Here is a 22,591-nt window from a genome sequence, read left to right as displayed (position 1 = left end):
ATATCATTCCGGCAATCCACCACGCAAAAGCACGATGCCAAAAGGCAATACGCCTATCGACACACCTGAAGGCGCCCCGTGCCGGAATTGCAGGCGAGCAACATCATTATGATGTGACAGTGCGAGCGCAGCCAAGCGCTCAACGTCCGGGCGGTAGATGATATGCGGATCATCCGGCACATTATCGTCAGCAAAGTCGAAGACATGGACGGCCAGCCCTCCTGGCTTTACGGCAATCAATCCATTCACCACAAAATTGACGAAATCCTTGGGCGTCATATTCCTGTTCGCGTTGATCGACCATATGACATCGAACTGCCCGTTGAAACTTTCCTTGGGAAAGCGGATATCTCCTGCTGTGAAATGCGCATGAGCGAAAAATTCGGATTCTTCGCACAGATCCTGGATCCACAAATTTTGCAGTTCCCGCCCTGGATCAGCCGGCACTTCACCGCCGGCAGTATGACGCATACCGACAATTTCATGTTTTTGCGCAGCGAAATAAGACAGAAGAGGCGTTTGATCTGAGACATAACCCAGAATTTTAGACGGTTGCTCCACCCTGGCATAACGGAATATGCTTTGTAGGATATAAGCCATCGCCCAATTTTCAAACGTCATATCCGGCTTTCGATGCAAAGCCGACATGGCGTCAAAAAAGCTTTTTTCCTGACATTGTAGCGGTGATCCGATTTGCGACATCGGATGATCCAGGCGAGGCGGCGTCAAATCCGTCATGACCCGATCTATCAAGGCAGATTCAATATCTGTTCTGCGCTTTGCCGTCAGCGCATCACCAGCACGCCAGCCCCAATCCCTGCTGTGCTGCGTCGGACTTGCCCGCCGATCAATGGTAATGCCGATATAGGAAGCGACGACATCCGTTTCGTCGTTGATGCTACCGCCGATGGCGTAATAAACGTTTCGGTAGCTTTCGAAGCTGAACTCGAAAATGCCGCCGGATTGCGCAAGATCACTAAGATCGACCGCGATCGTTTCCAATCGGCAATGATCATCGCCTGGAAAAGCGGAACGTACATTCAGTTCAATCAATAGCGTGCCGTGCGTTGCGACAAGGTCAAGGAACCGCACTTGAACCGTAACCGTTCCTATTGCAGGGCGGCTATCCAAAGTAAGAAAGACATAAGAAGGATCAGGCGCCGGTTCCTGACCACCCAGTCCTGCAATCCGGCTAGCCCAATGCGGCCTGGATCCGAACGGATCCAGTGGAAGGACCCGATCAATATCCGGATCAACCTCAATCATGTCTTTCATGATGCTCCCCTATCAGCTTCGTGCGGAGAAGCAATGCAGCGGATGGAGGCGGTCATTATCGGCACCAGCTGGACACCTCGTAAAACCGGTGGCGTCTGACGGCTTGAGGTGATTCACTGCGCGTACGCGACAGCGGAGGCAGAGATGGCAGTACAGCCGGGTTTCTTTGATCTTTCAGACCGATACGAGGCGCTGAGCGCGGCGGGCGATCCCCTGGAACGGTTGTCTGCCGTGGTGGACTTCGAGCTATTCCGGGGACCGCTGGTGGCCGCGCTGCGACGCGGCCCTCGTAACAAGGGCGGACGACCGCCGTTCGATCCGGTGCTGATGTTCAAAATCCTGGTTCTACAGGCGTTGTATTCGCTGTCCGACGAGGCGACCGAGTTCCAGATCAAGGACCGGCTATCGTTCCAGCGTTTCCTGGGCGTGGGGCTGGAAGGCACCGTGCCCGATGCCACCACGGTTTGGCTGTTCCGCGAACGGCTTGTAAAGGCCAAGGCGATCGACCGGCTGTTCGCGCGCTTCGATGCCGCGCTCAAGGACCGGGGATATCTGGCCATGGGCGGTCAGATCATTGATGCCACCGTCGTGCCCGCGCCCAAGCAGCGGAACACCCAGGAGGAGAAGACGGCGATCAAGGAAGGCCGCATCCCCAAGGACTGGACGCCTGCCAGGGTCCGGCAGAAAGACCGGGATGCGCGCTGGTCGATCAAATATACCAAAGCCAAGGTCAGGGAAGGCGCCGATCCCAAGGCGACAAAACCGGTTGATCTGGCCATTCCGATGTTCGGCTATAAAAACCATATCGGTATTGATCGGGCTCACGGACTGATCCGCACCTGGGATGCAAGTGCCGCCAATGCCCATGATGGGGCGCGACTGCCCGATGTGATCAGCAAGGAGAACACCGCGTCTGGCGTTTGGGCCGACACTGCCTATCGATCGAAGAAGAACGAGGCGTTCCTCGCCAAGGGCATGTTCACCAGCAACATTCACCAGAAGCGCCTGCCCAGGCGGCCGCTGCCTGAACAAATAGCCAGGGCCAATACGAGGCGGTCAAAGGTTCGCGCTGCCGTCGAGCATGTCTTTGCCGGGCAAAAGCACCGTATGGGCCTCGTCGTCCGCACCATCGGCATCGCTTGCGCCAGGATCAAGATCGGCATGGCCAATCTGGTCTATAATTTCCAGCGCCTTGCATGGCTCGAGGGCAGAACTGCGCCTGCATGACATGGAGTTGGCGTCGAGAACTCGGCTGACACCGCGATCATGCCGCCGAAACGGCGCCTTTCATCAGCGCCGCGTGCCCCTTCCTACGCCATCAGACCAAAATCACCCGGTTTTTCGAGGTGTCCAACTACCCGGAGCTTGGCAAGAGGGCAGACTTGCTCCCCCCTTCTGCAACACCCAGACCATGTCGCTGCAATTGGCGGAGATATCGCTCGCTATCGAACGAGGTGCCGACGGCGTTCTGTTGATGGATTAAGCCGGGTGGCGCATGATCGGAAAGCTCGAAGTGCCAGCGAAATATCGGCATCATTCCATTGCCGCCAAAATGCCTGAACTCAACCCTGACGAAAATATCTGGCCGATCATGCGCGATAACTGGCTGTCCAACCGGATCTTCACGTCCCACGACAACATCATCGACCTTTGCTGCAAAGCCTGGAACAGGCTGGTCGATCAGCCGTGGCGCATCATGACTATCGGACGCCGCAAATGGGCGTGTGAGTCGTGATCAATGCACGTTGGTAAATTGGGCCGCACAGCAAACTGCTTTACCTCGCGTCGAAGCTAGGCAATTAAATGAAATGTCTAATGTTGAGGGGGGAGGGCTGCGTGCGATACGATATTCGTCGACTTCGTGGCCGTATGGTTAATGAGTGAATCCTGGGAGTGTTAACGTGAATGAACTGTTAAGCACCGGTTTTGACAACACGCATCGTTTTGATCCTGTGTTCTACCGGGCCTTTTATGCTGACATTGCCCATTTTTCGGACGAGGAAGCCCTGTCGCACTGGAAGGAGCATGGCGCTGTCGAGGGGCGGTTTGCCAACTCTGGCGAAGCGCTGGCGCACGCACTCCAGGATGAAAGCCTGCCGCGCGATTTTGATGTCCATGCCTATATGGAAATTAACTCGGATGTTGCAAATTCGGTAACCTGGCCCTTTCAGGCGGTTGAACATTATAAAACCTATGGCAGTGCCGAATTGCGGAGATATAGTTTCTGGAATCATGGAACTGACGCAGCGGCGCTTCCCTTCGAAGTACCACAGCCATCTGCTTCGGAAGAGAATTTTCCTGTCGGCTTCAATATCGCCTCCTATCTTGCTGCAAATCCTGATGTTCGTCAGGCTTATCCGTCCGCTAAAGGAGCCTTGTGGCATTTCTTGGAAATGGGGCGTACGGAAAAGCAACGGGTGGTCGCGCCGACCCGCATGGACCGCCATTTCATTCGGCAATTTTATGATATCACGGTCCCAGAAGAAATAACTCTAGTCACGCTGGCTGAATTCATGAGGATTCAGTTGAAGTGTGGCATGGACTATCCAATCTATTGTGATGCAATAGAATTATTCTTATGCCATGGCATTTCTTCTGACATTATCGCATCTGCTTTTGATGAAAATTATTATCGCACTCGATTTCTTTCGGGAAGTAATGCAAATAGATCTCGCTTATTACATCATTTTGTTACTGATGGCCAGTTTATGGGTCATGACATTTCTTATGATTCAAAATTCGATTATATTTTTTATTCTCTGGAATATGATGACCAGCAGACTTTGGAAGACCTTACGACCAGGGTGGCTGGGGTTCACCCACTATATCGCCACTGGTTGGAAGTGGGTAGTGCGATGGGATGCCATCCCAATCTGACTATGCTGTGTCAGGCTTGGTATAAGCTAGACCTTCCAGCCCATATTACCCGGACACTTATGAAACTGGCGTCCAAGACTTTGAGCAAACCAAGCGACCTGCTTCGGCGTGTCATCGAAGAAGCGGAACTTGACTTGTTTGCGGCAAAGCCATTGGCTGCGGCTGATACGGGTTTTGTCTTGGATCTGGCCGAACGCTTCGCCGGCCTTAACCAGTTCAACAAGTCGGATCAGCTCATCTCGATAGTACTGAAACAATATCCTGACCATCCGCGCGGCCACCGCCAGCACGCCAACAATCTCTACACGCATGGCTTTTGGGGCTCCGCCATGACACTGTGGGAGGAAGAGCTGGAAGCGCGGACGATCGGTGAATTGTCGGTGCTGCGACTTGCGGAATGTCATGAACAATTGGGGGAGGCGTCGCGCGCGGCGCAGGTGGCATGCGATTGGATGGATCTATTTCCGGGCAGCGCTTATGCTCAACGCCGCGGCACGCAATTCCTTGCGAAGAATTTCCTCAACTCCTGGGACAAGGGCCCCGAACGCGCCCTTGGCACCTCTTATGAAGCTGGCCTTAAATCTCTGAATGACAGCCTCGCCTATTTTCCTGCAAGGAAAAGCTGCTATCAGCGCTCTCGTTCCATTCGCAATGTCGCTCTCTTGTCTAACGATGATTTGCAGCAATGCTATCTCTATAGGGTGGAACAAAAGCTTGAACAGCTGGAAGAGGCTGGTTTCAAGGCGCACCATTTTGAATATGGCCAGCAAAATCGCGAGCTGGTTGGCCGTATATGGGATATGGACCTGGTCATCGCCTATCGTTTGCCGGCATTTCCGGAAATCATCGAAACGTTGGGTAAAATCAGGGATTTTGGCGTACCCATCATCTACGATATCGATGACCTGATATTTGATAGCGAACTATTTCCTCCGTCGCTGGAAAGCTATGACGGGCAAATTACGCAATGGCAGCATGCCCAGCTGGCGTTGAGTACACCGCTATATCGCAAGGCGATGGAAATGGCCGATTATGCCATGGCTTCAACGACATCGTTGCTTGAACATATGAAACCTCATGTAGCAACCGGTCAGGGTTTTGTTCATCCCAATGGGATGGGTTATGCCCATGTGCGCGCTATGAAGTCTTTGTCGGAGCGCGAGGGCAATAGCGGACCCTGCACCATTTTCTATGGATCAGGTACCAAAGCGCACAAGGCGGCGTTCAAGGAAATACTCGTTCCGGCCCTTGTTCGCATCGCCCGCAAGCATGGAGAAAATATCCGTATCGTGGTGATCGGCCATTTTGGTGAAATGGACATGATCCCCGAAGATTTGCAGCATCTTTTCAGCGTACGCCAACCCGGCGGCCTGTGGGCATACTGGAATGAGCTTAATACGGCGGATATCAATCTTGCCGTGCTTGAGGAGGGGCCGGTCGTAGACGCCAAGAGCGAGATCAAATGGCTGGAAGCGGCGATGCTTGCCATTCCTTCCATCGTCAGCCCGACCGCAACATTCGTCGAGGTTCTAGATGATGGCGAAACCGGTTTCCTGGCGGGGGATGAAGAGGCGTTTTTCACTCATTTGGACCGGCTTGTCAGTGCGCCTGATTTGCGCAAGCAGGTTGGCGAAAAAGCCCGTCAGGTTGCGTTGGATCGTTACGGTCCCCAACGCATGGCTGAACGTATGGGCGCGGTTATCAGGCAGATTGAAGCGACGCTCCCCAAGCGCCGCAAGCAGTTGCTGATCGGCAATGTCTTCTTTGCCCCACAATCGATCGGCGGGGCCACCCGCGTGGTAGAGGATAATGTTCGGGAAATCCGTCAGATCGTTGGTGACGAATGGGAAATCACGATCTTGGCAACCAAGGAAGGGGGCGACACCCCCTATCAGATCGATTGGCATGTCGTGGACGGTGTGAGGGTCTTTACCATCACGGCGCCGATCGCTCAGGATATCGACCGTCGATCGATCGACAAGGCGATGATTGATCCGATTTCCCGTTGTCTTGACGAAATACAGCCTGATCTGGTGCATATGCATTGCATCCAGCGCCTGACTACCAGCTTTGCAGAGGTCGTGCGCCGACGCGATACACCCTATATCATCACCATGCACGATGGTTGGTGGATTTCGCCAAACCAGTTCATTATCGGCAACGACGGGCAGGAAAGCTTGTATGATCTGGGGGGAGTTTACGAACGCAATGATCCGCTGCGCGGCGGCATATCCGATCGACAGCGCGTGCTGGAAGGTGCAGCTGCAATATTGACTGTGTCCGAAAGCTTTGCGGCCGTTTGTCGGCGCGCGGGCGTGACGCATGTAAAAGCGGTGGATAATGGCGTTTCCAAAATTCCGCAGGTTCAACGTGTTCCTAACGAATCCGGTAAGGTTAGGCTTGGCCATTTCGGCGGCCTGGAACTGCATAAGGGTATTCCCTATGTCCGCGGCATATTGCAGGCGCACCGGTTCGAAAACCTCAGCCTGTTGCTGCTTGACCATGCGATGGCTGCCTCGGATGTCCGCTGGGAGGAGTGGAACGGCACGTGGGTGGAAATTCGCGGTCGCATGCCGCAAAGTGAAATATGGTCCCTTTATGCGCGAACTGATGTCTTTCTGGCGCCATCTTTATGGCCGGAAAGCTATGGCTTGGTATCGCGCGAAGCGCTGGCCTGTGGTTGCTGGGTACTCGCATCCGATCGGGGGGCGATCGGTGAACCGGTTGTCGACGGGCAAAATGGCTTTATCGTCGATATGAATGACGATGCGGCACTGCTTGCGGCGCTCAAGGAAATCGATACCAATCCGTCCAGATATATGCAGTCACCTCTCCCTCCATCGCTGAGGACGTCGAAGGAGCAGGCGGCCGATCTGGTTGAAATATACAGGTCGTTCATCGACGCCTGATGGGTCAGAATGGCGCCTGTCTTATGAGCAGGCGGGTGCCACTTGGCCTCGACGGATGCTCCAGTCGTTCACGTCAAAGGGGATGCTCTCCCCTTCGAGGAGGATAACGCCCTAGTGGGCATAGCTGTTCGACCGCTGCCCAGTTCGCCGCCCCGACAAGCCTGTAGGAAAAAGGCAAACAAGGTGATAAGCCGCTGCCGATGATCGAACTGACTGCAGAACTACCCAAACGCGTCGGCCTGGGCGAATGTTTGGCGATCCAGGCCCGCGTGATCGGCGCCATCATCTTGCGTGAATTGCACACGCGCTATGGTCGCGAGAATATCGGCTATCTATGGCTGGTCGGTGAACCACTGATGCTGGGAACGATCATTTCGATCCTGCATTCGGGCGGCAGTCACCATGGTATTAACCCTGTGGCTTTCACTGTGGTTGGATATTGCAACTTCATCATGTTTCGCGGCATCGTAAACCGTGCTGAAGGCGCGTTGCATGCCAATATGACGCTTTTGCATCATCGCATGGTTACGGTGCTCGATCTTGCCTATGCACGCGCTTTGCTGGAAGTTGCAGGAACGACAGCGTCATTCATTATATTAATGGGTTTTTGTATAGGATTGGGATTTACGGATTTTCCCCCACGGCCTTTATTTCTGTTTATTGGTGTAGGGTATATATTCTGGTTCTCTCTTGCACTTAGCATGATAGTCATTGGCTGGACTCACGATCGCAGTTTTGCTGAACGGATGGTCCATCCCTTTTCCTATTTTATGATCCCTCTATCCGGCGCGTTCTTTTCCGTCGGTTGGATTCCGCAACCCTTTAGGGATTATCTTTTGTACAACCCTTTCCCGCACATGTTCGAAATGCTGCGTTATGGCGCGTTTGAAAGCGCCAGCCTGACATATGTCAGCTTTGGCTATGTCACGGCATGCTGCGCTGGCCTGACGCTTCTTGGCCTTTTGGCCATGCGATCGGTAAAATCCCGTCTTCATGTATAATCACCACTGAAAAGATAGAGCGAAAAATGAATAGCCAGAGCTGGTTTGAAGTGGTGAATTCCGACGGAATAAAGCCAAGGACGAGAATTCAAAGCCTTTGGGATTTTATAGCTAAGAAGCGCTATCTCATGCTTTTCGTATTCTTGCCGACGCTGTTGGTTGCTGCCTATTATTATATTGTGGCAGCTGATCAATATCAGTCTGAAGCGCACTTCATCGTAAGTTCCAGCTCCGGCAGAAGTTCATCAGGAGGCGGGCTGAGTGGGATGCTGACGGGGTCGTCTGGCGGGGGTGACCTGGCCAGCCAGACCTCGGCCGTACCCGATTATCTCAAATCCCATGAAGCCGTTGCGGCGCTCAGTAAGCAAATTGACCTGGTTGGCATGTTTCAGCGACCGGAAGCCGATTATATCAGTCGGCTGACAGCCGATCCTCTCACACCGGAAGCACTGCTGCGTTATTACGAGCGCATGGTGAAGGTCCATCATGACCTGGAAACCGGGATTACAACCCTGGAAGTGCGCGCTTTCCGACCCAAAGACGCGCAAACCATCGCCGCACACCTCCTGTTGTTGAGCGAGGCGCAGGTCAACCGCATGAACCGGCGCCGTTATCAGGATGCTGTCGCTACTGCGCGGGCACAGGTGCTGGATGCGCAGCGCCAGGTCGCGCAAGTGCAGCGCAGGATGACCGCCTACCGCCAAAATTCGCGGGATGTTGCGCCTGATGTTTCCGGTGAAAATCAGATACGTCTGGTGTCCAGCCTCAAGGCCCAACTGGCGACCACCCAGGCATCTTTGGCGACCATGGGCGGCACTATCTCTCATTCTAGTCCGCAATATCTTGCCCTGCAACGCCAGGTCCGTTCGCTGCAGGCGCAGGTTGCAGCCCAGTCTGCGGAACTGACCGGCGGCAATGCCACCGTTGCAGTCAATTTGGGCGGCTTTGAAGATTTGCGTGTTCAGCAGGAGTTTGCCGCTAAAAATTACGAGACTGCGGCAGCGGGCCTGACCAAAGCGCAGGAAGAAGCCACCCGTCAGCAACTTTACATTGTGCGCGTTGTTGATGCCAATCTGCCTGTCAAATCGCTGTTCCCACAGCGCGAACGCATCCTGCTGATTGTATTTGCGGCTCTGTTCGTCGCTTATGGCATTGGTTGGTTGGTCATAGCAGGGGTAAAGGAACATGCCGCTTAACTGATTGCAGCCGCTCCTGCCTGCCATGTGTCAGTAGGGAGCGGCTTCCTTTGTAGAAGTTAGTAGCTGTAGCCCTGTTGATTGGGGACTGCGTGGCGAAGCTGCTCGCTTTTATGGTGCGAGGCGATCAAGCGGTACAGAGGGTATGAATATGGATGAAAAGGATATTCAGCGACAGTTGGATGCCATACGTAACCCATCCGAAACCGAACTGGTTCAGGAACGGGCCAATGTGGCGCGTGAAAATCGTCTCAACCGCAGCTTTTTTCTGTCTCTGATGGCCTTTGCGATCCTCACCTGGATATTGGCTGGGCTCCCCGGTATCTGAACATAATCCGCCCCAAGAAGTCTGACGGCTGTCCTGGCGCACTGACGAAAATGTGCTCGATCGCAATCGGGGTTACATTACAGGACCCACCGTTCCTGCGCCGATGGTGAATGATCGGAAAGCCGGCCTTCTACGGAACCGTCTTCGCCGCCACATTGGTAAAGAAAAAGGAAAATCAGATATATTTTAACCGATGCGGATGAATGTCATCGTGAAGCCGCAGTGGATGAAATGACATGATGGTACATATGTTCCAGCTTCTTCAGATAGGCGGAGTAGCCAAATTTCTCGGCCTGATCGGGACCTTTTCTGCTGAGCTCTTCTCTCAGCCTGTCGTCACTGTTCAACCGCTGAATGCCCTTGGCTATCGATGCAGTGCTGTAAGGGTCGATCAGCAAGGCTGAGTCCCCTGCCACTTCGGGTAATGAACTGCGATCGGATGTCAGGACCGGCGTACCCAGTTGCATGGCTTCCAGAACGGGCAGGCCAAATCCTTCGAATATGGATGGGAATAAGACGGCGCGCGCCGATCGCATCAACCGCAGGAGAGTATTCCTGTTTAGGTAATCCAGTCGGATGATCCTGGGATCATTTTCGGGCAGAAGACTGAGTTCCCCTTCGCTCATCCAAGCACGGGCGCCGACCAATACAAGAGGTGGCTGATCTTGCAGGCCAAGATAAGCTTCGATCAGGCGGCCAAGATTTTTCTTCGGTTCGACTGCGCCGAAAAACAGGAAAAATCCTCTGGGCTTCAGCCCGAAAATGCCTTCGATTTTCCTCGTGCTATCCTCGAAGGATTCTTCGAGAATTTCACCTGGAATGAAGCTGTTCTGATAGGTGTTGGTAATCTTGGCCGGGGCGATATCGCATTGATCGATAATGTCCTGGCGGCTGAATTCCGAAACCGTACACAGATGATCGGCCTCTATCGCGCATTGGCGCAGTAGCTTGGCAAAGCCGGGTTTGTTCGTCAGGGTGGTATAGGGCAGCCGCAGCGGAACGAGGTCATGGATCGTGTAAATGTTACGCGCGCCAGCGACACGCACCGGGACAGGGTAGGTCCAGTGCATGATCTCCGGTGGGTTTTCCATCTGCAATGAAAGAAAGCGCCCCGTCATGGTGAAGTGGCGCTGGGCCAGGGGAAACAGGCCGGTCGTGCTGGTCAATCGGTCGAAATGCGGCAGTTTTTCTGCAAACGCCTCCTTATCAACCCGGTTCGTCAGCGGCACATCGATCGCCTGGGCCTTGAGCCTTGAATTCAGGGTCGCCCATATCATATGGCCGCGCCGCTGCCATCGACCGCCAAAGACAATCCGACCGGTCTGGGCTTGGCCGACGCGATCGAAGAACAGAGTTTCTCGGAGCGATGGCGCCTTGCCGACATGCAGGCCAAAGACGCCGACGGTCTGGTGGCCGCCCGATTGCAATGTGCGGGCAAGGTTAAGGCCATAGGTTGCAATGCCTGTGCCCCGCGGCATGGCCAAATTGTACCCGTCAATTCCGATAGTGAGTTGCCGCACATAATCTCCTGTAGGCAGGAGGCATTAGGCGTAAGAAGTTGGGCTGGCAACGGGGTGGGTTTTGCTGCGTTTCCGCATGTGTGTGCGAATGGAATATCCTCCTCTTTATCGGACGAAAAGCAGGGCGTTCAGTCAACTTTGGCTTTGCGATGGCTGTATGATGACGCTAACTGCGCATATGCAGCAATCCACTTCCCCTGTTCGCCTCATTCAGCCGCGTCGTTTTGGTGATGCTCGCGGATGGTTCACAGAAGTCTATTCCGAACCGGCCTTTGCCGCCCTGGGCATCCCATGCCGGTTCGTGCAGGATAATCATTCCCTGTCCGTTCCCGAACATACTTTGCGGGGCCTGCATTTCCAGACGCCCAACCGCGGTCAGGACAAGCTGGTCCGCTGCATTCGCGGACGTATTTTCGACGTGGCTGTGGATGTCCGCAAAGGATCCCCGACTTATGGTCACTGGGTCGGCGCTGAACTGTCTGCGGAAAATGGACATCAGCTTTTCATTCCGATCGGTTTCGCCCATGGTTTCCTGACGCTCGAACCGAATTGCGAAGTCAGCTACAAATGTTCCGACACCTATGCGCCGGATCATGATGGCGGCATTCGCTGGGACGATCCTGCAATCGGCATCAATTGGCCTATGCCTGAGGGCATAGTGCCGGAATTGTCGGCAAAGGATGCGGTGCAGCCCCTGCTTGCCGATTTTGACAGCCCCTTCGCTTATGACGGCCATCCCCTCCTGCCGCTTGACTGAGGAACATAAGAAATGCGCGTAATCGTCACCGGCGGCGCCGGCTTCATCGGCTCTGCCCTCGTCCGTTATCTGGTGCTGGAAAAGGGCTATGACGTCCTCACCATCGACGCGCTGACCTATGCCGGCTGCGAAGCCTCGCTGAAAGAAGTCGAGGGCAGGAACACCCACCAGTTCCTGCGCGCCAATATCTGCGATCGCGCGGCGATGGATGCGGCAATCACTGGCTTCAAGCCCAACCGCATCATGCACCTGGCCGCCGAAAGCCATGTCGACCGCTCGATCACGGGCGCGGCCGATTTCATCCAGACCAATGTAGTGGGCAGCTTCACCCTGCTGGAGGCCGCCCGCGCCTACTGGAACGGCCTTGAGGGCGACGCGAAGGCCGCCTTCCGCTTCCTCCATGTCTCTACCGACGAAGTCTATGGCTCGCTGGGCGATGAAGGCCTGTTCGAGGAAACCACCCCCTATGACCCCTCCTCGCCCTATTCGGCGTCGAAGGCGGCGTCGGACCACCTCGCCAAGGCATGGCAGCGCACCTATGGCCTGCCGGTCGTGGTGTCCAACTGCTCCAACAATTACGGGCCGTATCACTTCCCCGAAAAGCTCATTCCGCTGACGATCCTCAACGCGCTGGCAGGCCGCAAATTGCCGGTCTATGGCAAGGGTGAGAATATCCGCGACTGGCTCTATGTCGACGATCATGCCCGTGCGCTGGACATCATCATCGAACGGGCGACCCCTGGCGAAACCTATAATGTCGGCGGCCGCAACGAGCGCAAGAATATCGACGTGGTGCTGCGCATCTGCGCGGTGCTGGACGAACTGGTCCCGACCGACAGCCCGCGCGCCGAGCTGATCGAATATGTCACCGATCGTCCCGGCCATGACGCGCGCTATGCGATCGATGCGACCAAACTGGAGGATGAACTGGGCTGGAAAGCGCAGGAAAATTTCGACAGCGGCATCGAAAAGACCGTGCGCTGGTATCTGGAAAACCAGTGGTGGTGGCAGCCGCTGCGCGAACAATATGACGGCCAGCGCCTCGGTCTGGATAAAGCCGTCAAGGTGCCTGCATGAAAATCGTCGTCACGGGAACGACGGGGCAGGTCGTCACCAGCCTCATCGAACGTGGCGCGGCCGCCGGGCATGACGTGATCGCGATCGGCCGTCCCGATCTCGACCTTGCCGACCCGGCATCGGTCGTGCGCGCTCTGTCTGCCACCACGCCCGACGTGCTCGTCTCGGCCGCCGCCTATACGGCGGTCGACAAGGCGGAAGGCGAGAGCGATCTGGCCCATGCCGTAAACGGCACGGGACCGGGCGCGGTGGCGCAGGCGGCCAGCGCACTGGGCGTCCCGCTCATCCACATCTCGACCGACTATGTGTTCGATGGCACGCTGGACCGCCCCTATGTGGAAAGCGATCCGACCGGCCCCACCGGCGTCTATGGCGCGTCGAAACTGGCGGGCGAACGGGCGGTGCTGGACGGCCACGATAACAGCGCCGTCCTACGCGTCGCATGGGTCTACAGCCCATTCGGCGGCAATTTCGTCAAGACCATGCTGCGTCTGGCGGGGGACCGCGACGAACTCGGCGTAGTGGGCGATCAGGTCGGCAACCCGACCAGCGCGCTCGCCATTGCGGACGGCATCATAAAGGTGGCTACCAATATGGTAGCCAATAGTAGCCCTGAGCTACGCGGTATCTTTCACATGACGGCGCCGGGCGAAGCCAGCTGGGCCAATTTCGCTCAGGCGATCTTCACGGCCTCCGCTGCGCGCGGCGGTCCGTCGGCATCGGTGCGGGCCATCGGCACGGCCGATTACCCCACGCCCGCCACTAGGCCTGCCAATTCGCGGCTTGATTGCGGCAAAATCGCACATGCACATGGCGTGACGCTGCCTGACTGGCGCACGTCGCTGGAAGACGTGATGGACCGTCTGCAACCGGCGTCTAACTGATTATCTTGAGGGACAATAAGAGCATGAAGGGTATCATTCTTGCCGGGGGCAGCGGCACCCGCCTCTATCCGATGACGCTGTCGACCTCGAAACAGCTCATGCCGGTCTATGACAAGCCGATGATCTATTATCCCCTCAGCACGCTGATGCTGGCAGGTATCCGCGAAGTGCTGATCATCTCCACACCGCGCGATCTACCTGCTTTCCAATCGCTGCTGGGCGATGGTTCCGCCTGGGGCATGACCATCGACTATGCGGAGCAGCCCAGCCCCGACGGTCTGGCACAGGCCTATATCATCGGCGCGGATTTCGTCGGCGACCAACCGTCTGCACTGATCCTTGGCGACAATATCTATCATGGCCACGGCCTGCCCGAAATTCTGGCCAGCGCTTCGTCGCGTAGCAGCGGAGCCAGTGTCTTTGCCTATCATGTTAACGATCCCGAACGCTATGGCGTGGTCAGCTTCGATGGTCAGATGAAGGCGCTGACGATCGAGGAAAAGCCGTTAAAGCCGCAATCCAACTGGGCGGTCACGGGCCTCTATTTTTATGACCATCAGGTCGTGGACATCGCCGCGAACCTCAAGCCCTCACCGCGCGGCGAGCTGGAAATCACCGACGTCAACCGCGTCTATCTGGAACGCGGCGAGTTGAACGTGGAAATCATGGGCCGCGGCTATGCCTGGCTCGACACCGGCACGCCTGACAGCCTGCTCGACGCCGCCGAATTTGTCCGCGTCCTCGAAAAACGGCAGGGTTTCAAGATTGCGGCGCCAGAGGAAATCGCCTATCGTCAGGGCTTCATCGATGCTGCGGGTCTGGACAAGGCGATCGGGAAGCTCGGCAAGTCCGACTATGGCCGCTATCTGCGCGCTGTGCTGGCCGAAGGCTGACGCTCGCTTGCCCCCTGCCCCACGGGAACCGATATGGACGGGATGCTGATGCAAAAGCTCGTTCCCCATTATGTCAAAAAACCATGGGCCAGGACCGACCTTCCGCCGATCTTCGCGGCCGCCGGTGCGGGCCGACAGATCGGCGAAGTCCGGTTCGAGAGCGCCGACGGGGCGGATATGCCCCTGCTGGTCAAATATATCTTCACCAGCGATCGCCTCTCTATCCAGGTGCATCCCGACAACGCACAGGCCGTGGACAAGGGCCTGCTGCGCGGCAAAGATGAAATCTGGTATTCCTCGATTGCGAGCTCGGCGCGACGCTGGGCACTGGCCTGACCGCGCCCATGACCCCCGACTAGTTCCGCGCCGCGGCGCAGGATGGATCGCTGGAACAGTGGATCGACTGGAAGCCGGTCAAGCCGGCGACTACTATTTCATCCAGCCGGCACCGTCCATGCGATCGTCGCCGGCATCACGCTGGCGGAAATCCAGCAGAATGCCGACGTCACCTATCGCCTTTACGATTATGTCCGCTCCCGCGAACAACATCTGGACGACGGCGTGGCGGTCGGTTGCCTGACATCCTATGACCGCACCCCGATCGAAGCACCGCTGGGCAGCGATATCCGGTTGCTCGCAGATAGCGAAGCCCCCATCTCGCTCGATCTGGTCCACTGGAACGAAGATCAAAGCGTCAGCGTACCCGATGGCAAGCTATTATGGTTCACCCCGCTCACCGGCGCGGGTGCTGTCAATGGCCTGGCCTGGGGAAAGGGCGACTGCCTGCTACTGGAAGGGACTGCGCCTTCTTCCTGACGGGAGAGTCTGTTTCCGCTCTGCTCGCCACGCCGCGCTGAACGGCCCCGCGCTGGCTTGAGCTAATGGGGGCTTGAAGCTCAGAAGCGGACAGTCCTGTTCCAGATCAACCGTGTTCCTGCAAAAGCAGGAACACGCGCGAGGCCGCCCCAGACTCCTGCTATCGCAGGAGCACAGCCTATCTATTTTTGGGACGACGACATCTACAGCCTGTCATTTCTGGAAAATCCACATCATTGCAAGTCACTAATTAAAAAGAAGAACAACCATATTGGCGCGGGCAGCGAACAATGCTTCGGAAAATAATCGATATTCATCAATATCTTGCACAATAAAAAAATGCGTCACAACTGTCGCACCCATTGTCTCATGAACGTTCCGGCCTGGCCCCGATCAGGCCGGAACGCTATAATCCCGCAACAGCCCCAGCACCTGCCCGTTGAGCATCGCCGCCCGCTCCATGCTGTCGCTTTCGGTGTAGCAGCGTAGCTCCGGCGCATTGCCGCTTGGCCGCAAATGGATGATGTCGCCGTCCGCAAAACGGATGCGCAGCCCGTCGGTCCGGTCGATCGCGACCGCTTCGCCCGCCAGTGCCCCGAACAGGGCGGTCAGCCGCGCCAGGATTGCAGCCTCATCCCCCCGCTCCAGATGCGCAATCAGCGTTTGGCTCTGCACCGTTGGGTAATTCTGTAACCGCTCACTGAACGTATAGCGTTCGGGCAACTGCGCCTGAAGCTCCGACAGTGTCACGCCGCGCCGCCGTGCATCGACCAGCACCGACAGGATCGGCAGCACCGCGTCCCGTGTCGGCAGCGCGACCAATGTTCGCCCGTCCACTTCGACCGGCGTTGCCAACAGGAAGCCGCCATTGGCCTCATAGCCGCAGACGCTTTCCTGCCCCTTTGCCAAAAGCGCTTGCATCGCCTCGATCACGAAGGGCGACCCGATCCGGGTTCGAGCTACGTCGCTAAACAGTCCCGACAGTTCGACCGCGCTGTTGCAGCTGATCGGCGTCGCGATCGCCGCGATTCCGAGCGCCCGCGCGCACAATATGCCCAGCACGTCGCCACGCATCCACACGCCGCTCTCGTCCGCCAGCAAGGGGCGATCGCTATCCCCATCGGTCGACAGGATGGCATCCAGCCCCAGCTCCGTCGCCCATTGCCGCGCCAGTGCCTGATCCTCTGGGCGAACCGCCTCGGTATCCACGGGAATGAACTTTTCCGACCGGCCCAGCGACACGGCCGTGCCGCCCAGCGCCTCGACTAGCGCGACCAATATGTCACGCCCGACCGCCGAATGCTCGTAGACGCCAAGTTGCATACCGCTCAGCGCCTGCGCCCCGAAAGCATCGGCATAACGCGCAATATAAGGTGTGGCGGCATTCATCAGCGGCTCTGCGCGCGCGCCGTCCTTCAGCATCCCGGCTTCGTCGAACAGGTCGGGCAAGGCCACGTCCTGCGCCCGGATCGCCATTTCGTCGGGCTTGAGCACCTCGCCATCGACGCGGTTGAACTTGATGCCGTTACGGTCGTCGGGAATATGGCTGCCCGTTACCATCAGCGACGGGATACCCTTTGCGAACCCATATGCGGCCACCGCAGGCGATGGCACGAACCCGCAATGATCGACCGTCCCGGCCATATGCCGCACCGCCGTGGCACAGGCCGCCATGATGCGCGGACTGGACTCCCGCAGGTCGCCCGCAATGGCGACGGCAGTGCCGGGCGCAAACTGCCCGATGGCGGTCAGATGTTGCAGGAAAGCGGTCGTATAAGCGAAGCAAACTCGATCCGTCATCGCGCTGACCAGACCACGCGCCCCACTGGTCCCGAACGCAACGCCGGATTGTGCCATCAGGTCGGCGATGGAAACGGATTGCGTCATGAACCCCTCGGTTATGTGGCTCGACTAAGTCCCTAACTTATTCTCATTCACCTATAAAGCCGCTCATCCTATCATATTAGCTTCGGCGCTTCACGGGCGATCCACGTGGCATCGGTGATTGGCTATGCCGGCAGGGGCAGATCGGCGATTCTAGGGGTAGCGCGCGAGGCTTGGGAAGCGCAGGGCTATTCCATGCGCGGCTCGGTGCTATCGGGGATAGCGGCCGAGAATCTGGAAGGTGGATCGGGCATCCGGTCGCGAACGCTCGCCAGTTTCGAATATCAGTGGGATCAAAGATGCGAGCAGCTTGGTTCCACTGACGTGCTGGTGATCGACAAAGCCGGCATGACCGGCCCCAGGCAGATGGAACGGGTATTGTCCCATGCGAGACAAGCCGGGGCGAAGCTGGTCCAGCCCAAAAGCATTTATATGTGATAATGTCCTTTCTCACATATTTTGACGGGAGAAGAAGAAATTACTCTTGTGTCCCGTCCGATGAACGGTTGTAACCAGATTTCATCCGACGCAGAGCGGATGAAATAGGATGACGGATGCCTCGTCTGGGACAGAGCAAACTCACTTTAGCGAAATGGGCGGAAGAACGAAGAATGAAGGTCACAGTTTTCGGACTTGGCTATGTCGGCCTATCCAACGCCGTATTGCTGGCCCAGCATAATGAAGTGCGTGCGGTCGACATCACGCCAGAACGCGTCGACATGCTCAATGCACGCAAGTCGCCGATCGTCGATGCCGAGCTGGAAGCGTTTCTCGCCTCCCACCCTCTCGATCTTACCGCTACCGTAGATCCGCACCAGGCGCTGACAGGCGCTGACTATGTGATCGTTGCGACACCGACTAACTATGATGTCGCTACCAACAAGTTCGATACTTCATCGGTCGAGGCGGTGATCGAAGTGGCCAAGGCTGCCAGCCCCGATGCGACCATCGTGATCAAATCGACCATCCCCGTCGGCTTCGTGGAGGATGTCCGCCGCCGCCTCGGCACCGATCAGGTTATATTCAGCCCGGAATTCCTGCGTGAAGGTCAGGCGCTGCGCGACAATCTTCACCCCTCGCGCATCATCGTTGGCGAACGGTCGGATCGGGCGCGTATCTTTGCCGATCTGCTGTTGCAGGGCGCGGTGAAAAAGGATGTCGAAATCCTCTTCACCGACCCCAGCGAGGCAGAGGCGATAAAGTTGTTCGCCAATACCTATCTTGCCATGCGCGTCGCCTTCTTCAACGAACTGGACAGCTACGCTATCGCACATGACATGGACTCGCGTCAGATCATAACAGGCGTCGGCCTCGACCCCCGCATTGGATCGCATTATAATAATCCCAGCTTCGGCTATGGCGGCTATTGCCTGCCCAAGGACACCAAGCAGCTGCTGGCCAATTATTCAGAAGTGCCGCAAAATCTCATTCGCGCGATAGTGGAAGCCAACCATACACGCAAAGATTTCTTGGCCGACCAGATCATTGCGAAGCGACCGAACAAGGTTGGTGTTTTCCGCCTCGTGATGAAGGCGGGGTCCGACAATTTCCGCCAATCTTCTATCCAGGGCATCATGAAACGCATCAAGGCCAAGGGCATCGAGGTGGTGATCTTCGAACCGGGGATGCAGGAGGAAAAATTTTTCGGTTCCCGCGTTGTGCGCGACCTTTCCGTCTTTAAGCAGGAATGTGACATCATCATCGCCAACCGCATGACGTTGGATATAGAGGATGTATCGGACAAGATCTTTACGCGGGATCTGTTTGGATCGGATTGATCGTCATCTAGGGCGCAGGCTGCCGATCCCGCTCCTGCGCAACGCTTTGTCCAGATAGTGCAGGAAGGCGGGCGTACGTCCGGCATCGCGCGCGCGCAGCCAAGCCAGCGCGACGACGGGGCGCCACTGGTCCATACCGCGTACGCTCACGGCGCTCGTCTTTCTATAGCACTTGCGCAACCGCCACGCTGCCCAGTCGCGCCACAGGTTCGTCACCCGGTCTGTAGGCCCTATCCCGAACTGCATCAACATTTCGGACCGCACCGCATCGGCGGCCGGATGGCCCGCGGCCGCTTTCGACCAGTCGATCACCATCATCCCCTGCGGCGTCATCATGACATTGCCCAGATGAAAGTCACCATGGGTCAAGACGTCGTCATCCGGGAGGGCTTCCAGATAGGTGATGGCCGCGCGTTGCAGCGCATCGGGTGCAGGGCCATAGGCGATATCGGTCGCCAGCACTTGTTTCAACGACCGCAAGGCCCCTCCTCTCGCCCTATGCATGGTAGCATGGAGTTCAACCATCTGGTCCAAGGCCCATCCTGCGCGCATCGGATTGCGACGGATCCAGTCCATCAGCGTCGCGCCCTCAAGCCGCGGATAGACGATCCCCCGCCGCCCGTCCCGGCTCTGCCGCCCGATCGCCACCGCCGTTGGCACACCACACGCTCCGGCATGGACGGATGCATCCGCCTCGCGCACGATCATCTCGTCGGGCACGTTGTCGTGGAACAGCTTGAGCGCCCGTCCTCCGCCCATGTCTAAGAGTTCCGCACTCGCGCCTTTTGCGATGAAGGAATAAGAGGCCGTCCGCTCGTTCATCAAGGCCTGTTATCAGCCACTGTGGTCATGGTCATGCCCGCGCATAACGGTCCTCGTAGCGGATGATATCATCTTCCCCCACATAGGGACCGGTCTGCACCTCGATAAAGACCATGGGGATGCGGCCCGGATTTTCGATCCGGTGCTGCGCGCCGACCGGGATATAGATGGACTGGTTCTCCGTCAGCACCGATATCTCGCCGTCCAGCGTGACGCGCGCCGTCCCCTCCACCACGATCCAATGTTCGGATCGGTGGAAATGGCTTTGCAGACTCAGCGATGCGCCCGGCAGCACGGTGATGCGCTTAACCTGGAACCGCCCGCCGATCAGCAGGCTTTCGTGCCAGCCCCAGGGGCGATGATCCTTCGGGAAGGTGTCCGCCTGCACCGCACCCTTGCGTTGCAGCGCCTCGACCACTTTCTTCACGTCCTGCGTTCGCGATTTGTCGGCGATCAGCACCGCGTCGTTCATCGCCACTGCGACGATATTGTCCAGACCAAGGCCGACAATCTCGAGCCCTTCACTTTCGGACCGCAGCAGCACATTGCGACAATCGATCGCGGTTGCCGCGCCGGACAGCGATACTCCCTGCGCGTCGGGTTGCATGTGGCTCCACACCGCGTCCCAGTCGCCCAAGTCAGACCATCCCGCATCATAGGGGACCACGGACAGGTTGTCGGCACGTTCCATGATGGCGACATCAATGGCGATATTGCCCGCCTTGCTCCACGGATCGACCGCCAAGCGCAGGAAGCCCAGATCCGCCTCGGCCTGTTCGACGGCCATGCGCACACTGTCCACCATGGCAGGCGTGTACAGCTCGAACGCGGCGATGATATCCTTGACCGCGAACAGGAAAATCCCAGCGTTCCACAGATAGTTGCCGGTCGCCAGCATCTTCTGCGCGCGGTCGGCATCGGGTTTTTCGACAAAGCTGGTCAGGCTGATGGGCGCGCCCGACCCGTCCGGTCGGCTTGCGATCTCCAGATAGCCATAGCCGGTTTCAGGTCGCGTCGGCTGTATGCCGAAGGTCACCAGATCGCCCCTGTCGATCGCGGCCAGCCCCTGGCCCACCGCTTCTTGAAATGCGGCGACATCAGGCACCACATGGTCGGACGGCGCGACCAGCATGACAGCATCGGGCTGCCGCGCCGCCAGATGCAGCGCGGCAGCCAATATGGCGGGTGCGGTATTGCGCCCTTCCGGCTCGATCAGGATGACGTCGGGATCGATGCCTTCCTGCGTCAACTGCTCGGCGATGATGAAACGGAACAGCGCATTTGTCAGCACCATCGGCCGCGTGAAGGCGAAATCGTCCGTCGTGCCCGACAGGCGGCGAACCACGGCTTGAAACAGTGTATTGTCGCCCACCAGCGGCACGAATTGCTTGGGATAGGATTTGCGGGACAAGGGCCAAAGCCGCGTGCCCGATCCGCCCGCCAATATGACGGGTGTGATGCGCATGCCGGAATCTGCCGCCGCTGGCTGTGCCATATTATCCATCAAGACCCCCCTGACACCATTTCATGACGGCCGCAGCAACTCTATGCAGAGATTGTTTGCAGCTACAAGGCGACTTCGTGATTTTCTGCGCATTTGACGGACGTCGAATCAGCGTATCAGCTTCTGAGGCGGAAAAATCGGCGTTCATTAGGTGCGGATCGAGGTGGATTATGGTAGACGCGGACAGATAGATAAATTTTGTCGAGAAGGCGATTTTGGGCATCGAACCACTTCGCCACTTCGGACTGCGGGTACATTTAAGGGTACCAACGAAGGCCGATCTCTACCGTTAAGTTTCTAAAACAATTGTATATTTTTTGACTCCGAGTCCTCTTCTGGCACCATTTTCCTTTGGTGAGGAAGGAAGCAAAAACCGCCGGAAACGGCGGTTTTTTTGTGTCTGTCGCAGGTTGAACCGCTGCCGATCCAATGGCCAGGTCATGCCGTCCGAACAAAAACGCCGCCCGGTCCATGATGGACAGGACGGCGCCTATATCTTCGCAGTGCGGCCAGCCTTAGCTGCCGTTCGGGCCGCCGCCCGGACCGGCGCCACCGGCCGAGCCGGCACCCATGGCACCCACGGCACCGATATTGCCGAAAATCTCGTCGAACAGGCTGCGATGACGGCCCAGCGTCGGGGTCTTGTCGCCGGTCGGCGAGATGTGCGCGACCTGCTCTAGGCCCATGCGATCGACCGCGACGACATTGCCCGCCGGGTCGAACCGGACATGCAGCACGGTCTGCGACACCGGCTTGGGGTTGGAGAAGGCGAGCGAGCGCATGTCGCGCGACACATAATACCAGTCCTGTTCGCCGAACTGGGCGACGAAGCTGGGACGGCCCAGCGTGCCTTCGACCGAGGCACGGTTGTCGATGCCGGGCTGGACGGAGTCCACCAGCAGCTTGTCGACCTGATAGCCCTGATGCGTGCGGATGCGGGTACAGCCCGATGCGCTGATCACGATCGCGCCGAGGCCCAGAGCCAGCAGGAAACGCCCGCGGCGGGACTGGCGGCTAAACTTGCGCATGGTCTTCTCCTGCGGGGACGGGCCCGCGAACCCAAGAAACAG

Annotated in this window: 19 protein-coding genes and 1 pseudogene; 14 read left to right on the top strand and 6 right to left on the bottom strand. The window is 57.3% G+C overall.

The annotated features are described in order from the left end of the window. Positions 1 to 3: 3 nt before the first annotated feature. A complete protein-coding gene (locus DIZ22_RS21910; protein ID WP_164488909.1) occupies positions 4 to 1,275 on the bottom strand; it encodes a hypothetical protein in 1,272 nt (423 codons plus the stop codon). Between the two features lie 144 nt (positions 1,276 to 1,419). Between DIZ22_RS21910 and DIZ22_RS17395 the strand changes: the two genes are divergently transcribed. The 6 genes from DIZ22_RS17395 to DIZ22_RS17370 all read left to right on the top strand — a co-directional run bounded on the left by DIZ22_RS17395 (position 1,420) and on the right by DIZ22_RS17370 (position 9,586). Continuing rightward, complete coding sequence (locus DIZ22_RS17395) at positions 1,420 to 2,502, top strand: IS5 family transposase (protein ID WP_122928458.1); 1,083 nt, start codon at positions 1,420 to 1,422, stop codon at positions 2,500 to 2,502. Between the two features lie 268 nt (positions 2,503 to 2,770). After that, on the top strand, positions 2,771 to 3,010 hold the full coding sequence (locus DIZ22_RS17390) for a hypothetical protein (protein ID WP_122928457.1): 240 nt from the start codon (positions 2,771 to 2,773) through the stop codon (positions 3,008 to 3,010). A 166-nt stretch (positions 3,011 to 3,176) separates the two neighbouring features. Next, complete coding sequence (locus DIZ22_RS17385) at positions 3,177 to 7,061, top strand: glycosyltransferase (protein ID WP_164488908.1); 3,885 nt, start codon at positions 3,177 to 3,179, stop codon at positions 7,059 to 7,061. 200 nt (positions 7,062 to 7,261) lie between these two features. After that, entirely contained in the window at positions 7,262 to 8,062 is an 801-nt protein-coding gene (locus DIZ22_RS17380; protein ID WP_122928455.1) for an ABC transporter permease, read from the top strand. Between the two features lie 26 nt (positions 8,063 to 8,088). Further along, positions 8,089 to 9,258 (top strand): lipopolysaccharide biosynthesis protein, encoded by a 1,170-nt coding sequence (locus DIZ22_RS17375; protein WP_122928454.1) that lies wholly within the window; start codon positions 8,089 to 8,091, stop codon positions 9,256 to 9,258. A gap of 151 nt (positions 9,259 to 9,409) precedes the next feature. Beyond that, complete coding sequence (locus tag DIZ22_RS17370; RefSeq protein ID WP_164488907.1) at positions 9,410 to 9,586, top strand: hypothetical protein; 177 nt, start codon at positions 9,410 to 9,412, stop codon at positions 9,584 to 9,586. A gap of 206 nt (positions 9,587 to 9,792) precedes the next feature. Here DIZ22_RS17370 and DIZ22_RS17365 read toward each other — a convergent pair whose 3' ends face one another. Continuing rightward, the gene (locus DIZ22_RS17365; RefSeq protein ID WP_122928452.1) at positions 9,793 to 11,106 is read right to left on the bottom strand and encodes a glycosyltransferase family 1 protein; all 1,314 of its coding nucleotides are present in this window, start codon (positions 11,104 to 11,106) and stop codon (positions 9,793 to 9,795) included. Between the two features lie 157 nt (positions 11,107 to 11,263). On the opposite strand from DIZ22_RS17365, the gene rfbC reads away from it, so the two are divergent. Genes rfbC through DIZ22_RS22270 form a run of 6 tightly spaced genes read left to right on the top strand, consistent with a single transcriptional unit; the run spans position 11,264 to position 15,533 of the window. After that, complete coding sequence (rfbC, locus tag DIZ22_RS17360; RefSeq protein ID WP_240626760.1) at positions 11,264 to 11,863, top strand: dTDP-4-dehydrorhamnose 3,5-epimerase; 600 nt, start codon at positions 11,264 to 11,266, stop codon at positions 11,861 to 11,863. 12 nt (positions 11,864 to 11,875) lie between these two features. Then, positions 11,876 to 12,940: a dTDP-glucose 4,6-dehydratase gene (gene rfbB / locus DIZ22_RS17355; protein WP_122928450.1), complete on the top strand. Its 1,065-nt coding sequence runs from the start codon at positions 11,876 to 11,878 to the stop codon at positions 12,938 to 12,940. Next, complete coding sequence (gene rfbD / locus DIZ22_RS17350; RefSeq protein ID WP_122928449.1) at positions 12,937 to 13,824, top strand: dTDP-4-dehydrorhamnose reductase; 888 nt, start codon at positions 12,937 to 12,939, stop codon at positions 13,822 to 13,824. Before rfbB ends, rfbD begins: the two co-directional genes overlap by 4 nt. 23 nt (positions 13,825 to 13,847) lie before the next feature. After that, entirely contained in the window at positions 13,848 to 14,717 is an 870-nt protein-coding gene (gene rfbA / locus DIZ22_RS17345; protein WP_122928448.1) for a glucose-1-phosphate thymidylyltransferase RfbA, read from the top strand. 33 nt (positions 14,718 to 14,750) lie between these two features. After that, a complete protein-coding gene (locus tag DIZ22_RS22275; protein ID WP_240626758.1) occupies positions 14,751 to 15,053 on the top strand; it encodes a hypothetical protein in 303 nt (100 codons plus the stop codon). A 42-nt stretch (positions 15,054 to 15,095) separates the two neighbouring features. Further along, positions 15,096 to 15,533, top strand: a complete 438-nt coding sequence (locus DIZ22_RS22270; protein ID WP_240626755.1) for a hypothetical protein — start codon at positions 15,096 to 15,098, stop codon at positions 15,531 to 15,533. Between the two features lie 393 nt (positions 15,534 to 15,926). Here the strand turns inward: DIZ22_RS22270 and DIZ22_RS17335 are convergent, their stop codons facing one another. Further along, positions 15,927 to 17,420, bottom strand: a complete 1,494-nt coding sequence (locus DIZ22_RS17335) for a phosphomannomutase (protein WP_122928447.1) — start codon at positions 17,418 to 17,420, stop codon at positions 15,927 to 15,929. A 105-nt stretch (positions 17,421 to 17,525) separates the two neighbouring features. On the opposite strand from DIZ22_RS17335, the pseudogene DIZ22_RS17330 reads away from it, so the two are divergent. Both DIZ22_RS17330 and DIZ22_RS17325 read left to right on the top strand, forming a co-directional pair. Next, a pseudogene (locus DIZ22_RS17330) lies at positions 17,526 to 17,831 on the top strand (AAA family ATPase); the annotation flags it as partial. A 197-nt stretch (positions 17,832 to 18,028) separates the two neighbouring features. Then, positions 18,029 to 19,195, top strand: a complete 1,167-nt coding sequence (locus DIZ22_RS17325; protein ID WP_122928445.1) for a nucleotide sugar dehydrogenase — start codon at positions 18,029 to 18,031, stop codon at positions 19,193 to 19,195. Positions 19,196 to 19,198: 3 nt separating this feature from the next. Here the strand turns inward: DIZ22_RS17325 and DIZ22_RS17320 are convergent, their stop codons facing one another. The 3 genes from DIZ22_RS17320 to bamE form a co-directional block, all read right to left on the bottom strand. Further along, complete coding sequence (locus DIZ22_RS17320; RefSeq protein ID WP_122928444.1) at positions 19,199 to 20,017, bottom strand: aminoglycoside phosphotransferase family protein; 819 nt, start codon at positions 20,015 to 20,017, stop codon at positions 19,199 to 19,201. Between the two features lie 31 nt (positions 20,018 to 20,048). Further along, positions 20,049 to 21,521 carry a mannose-1-phosphate guanylyltransferase/mannose-6-phosphate isomerase gene (locus tag DIZ22_RS17315; RefSeq protein ID WP_240626753.1) on the bottom strand — a complete coding sequence of 491 codons (1,473 nt, stop codon included), beginning with the start codon at positions 21,519 to 21,521 and terminating at the stop codon, positions 20,049 to 20,051. Positions 21,522 to 22,036: 515 nt separating this feature from the next. Next, the gene (gene bamE / locus DIZ22_RS17310; RefSeq protein ID WP_004209273.1) at positions 22,037 to 22,549 is read right to left on the bottom strand and encodes an outer membrane protein assembly factor BamE; all 513 of its coding nucleotides are present in this window, start codon (positions 22,547 to 22,549) and stop codon (positions 22,037 to 22,039) included. Between the last annotated feature and the right edge of the window lie 42 nt (positions 22,550 to 22,591).

It is taken from the genome of Sphingobium sp. LF-16 (assembly GCF_003711185.1).
Taxonomy (GTDB): Bacteria; Pseudomonadota; Alphaproteobacteria; order Sphingomonadales; family Sphingomonadaceae; genus Sphingobium; species Sphingobium yanoikuyae_A.
The sequence above is the reverse complement of the archived record's forward strand: the minus strand, read 5'-3'. Positions and strand labels throughout refer to the sequence as shown.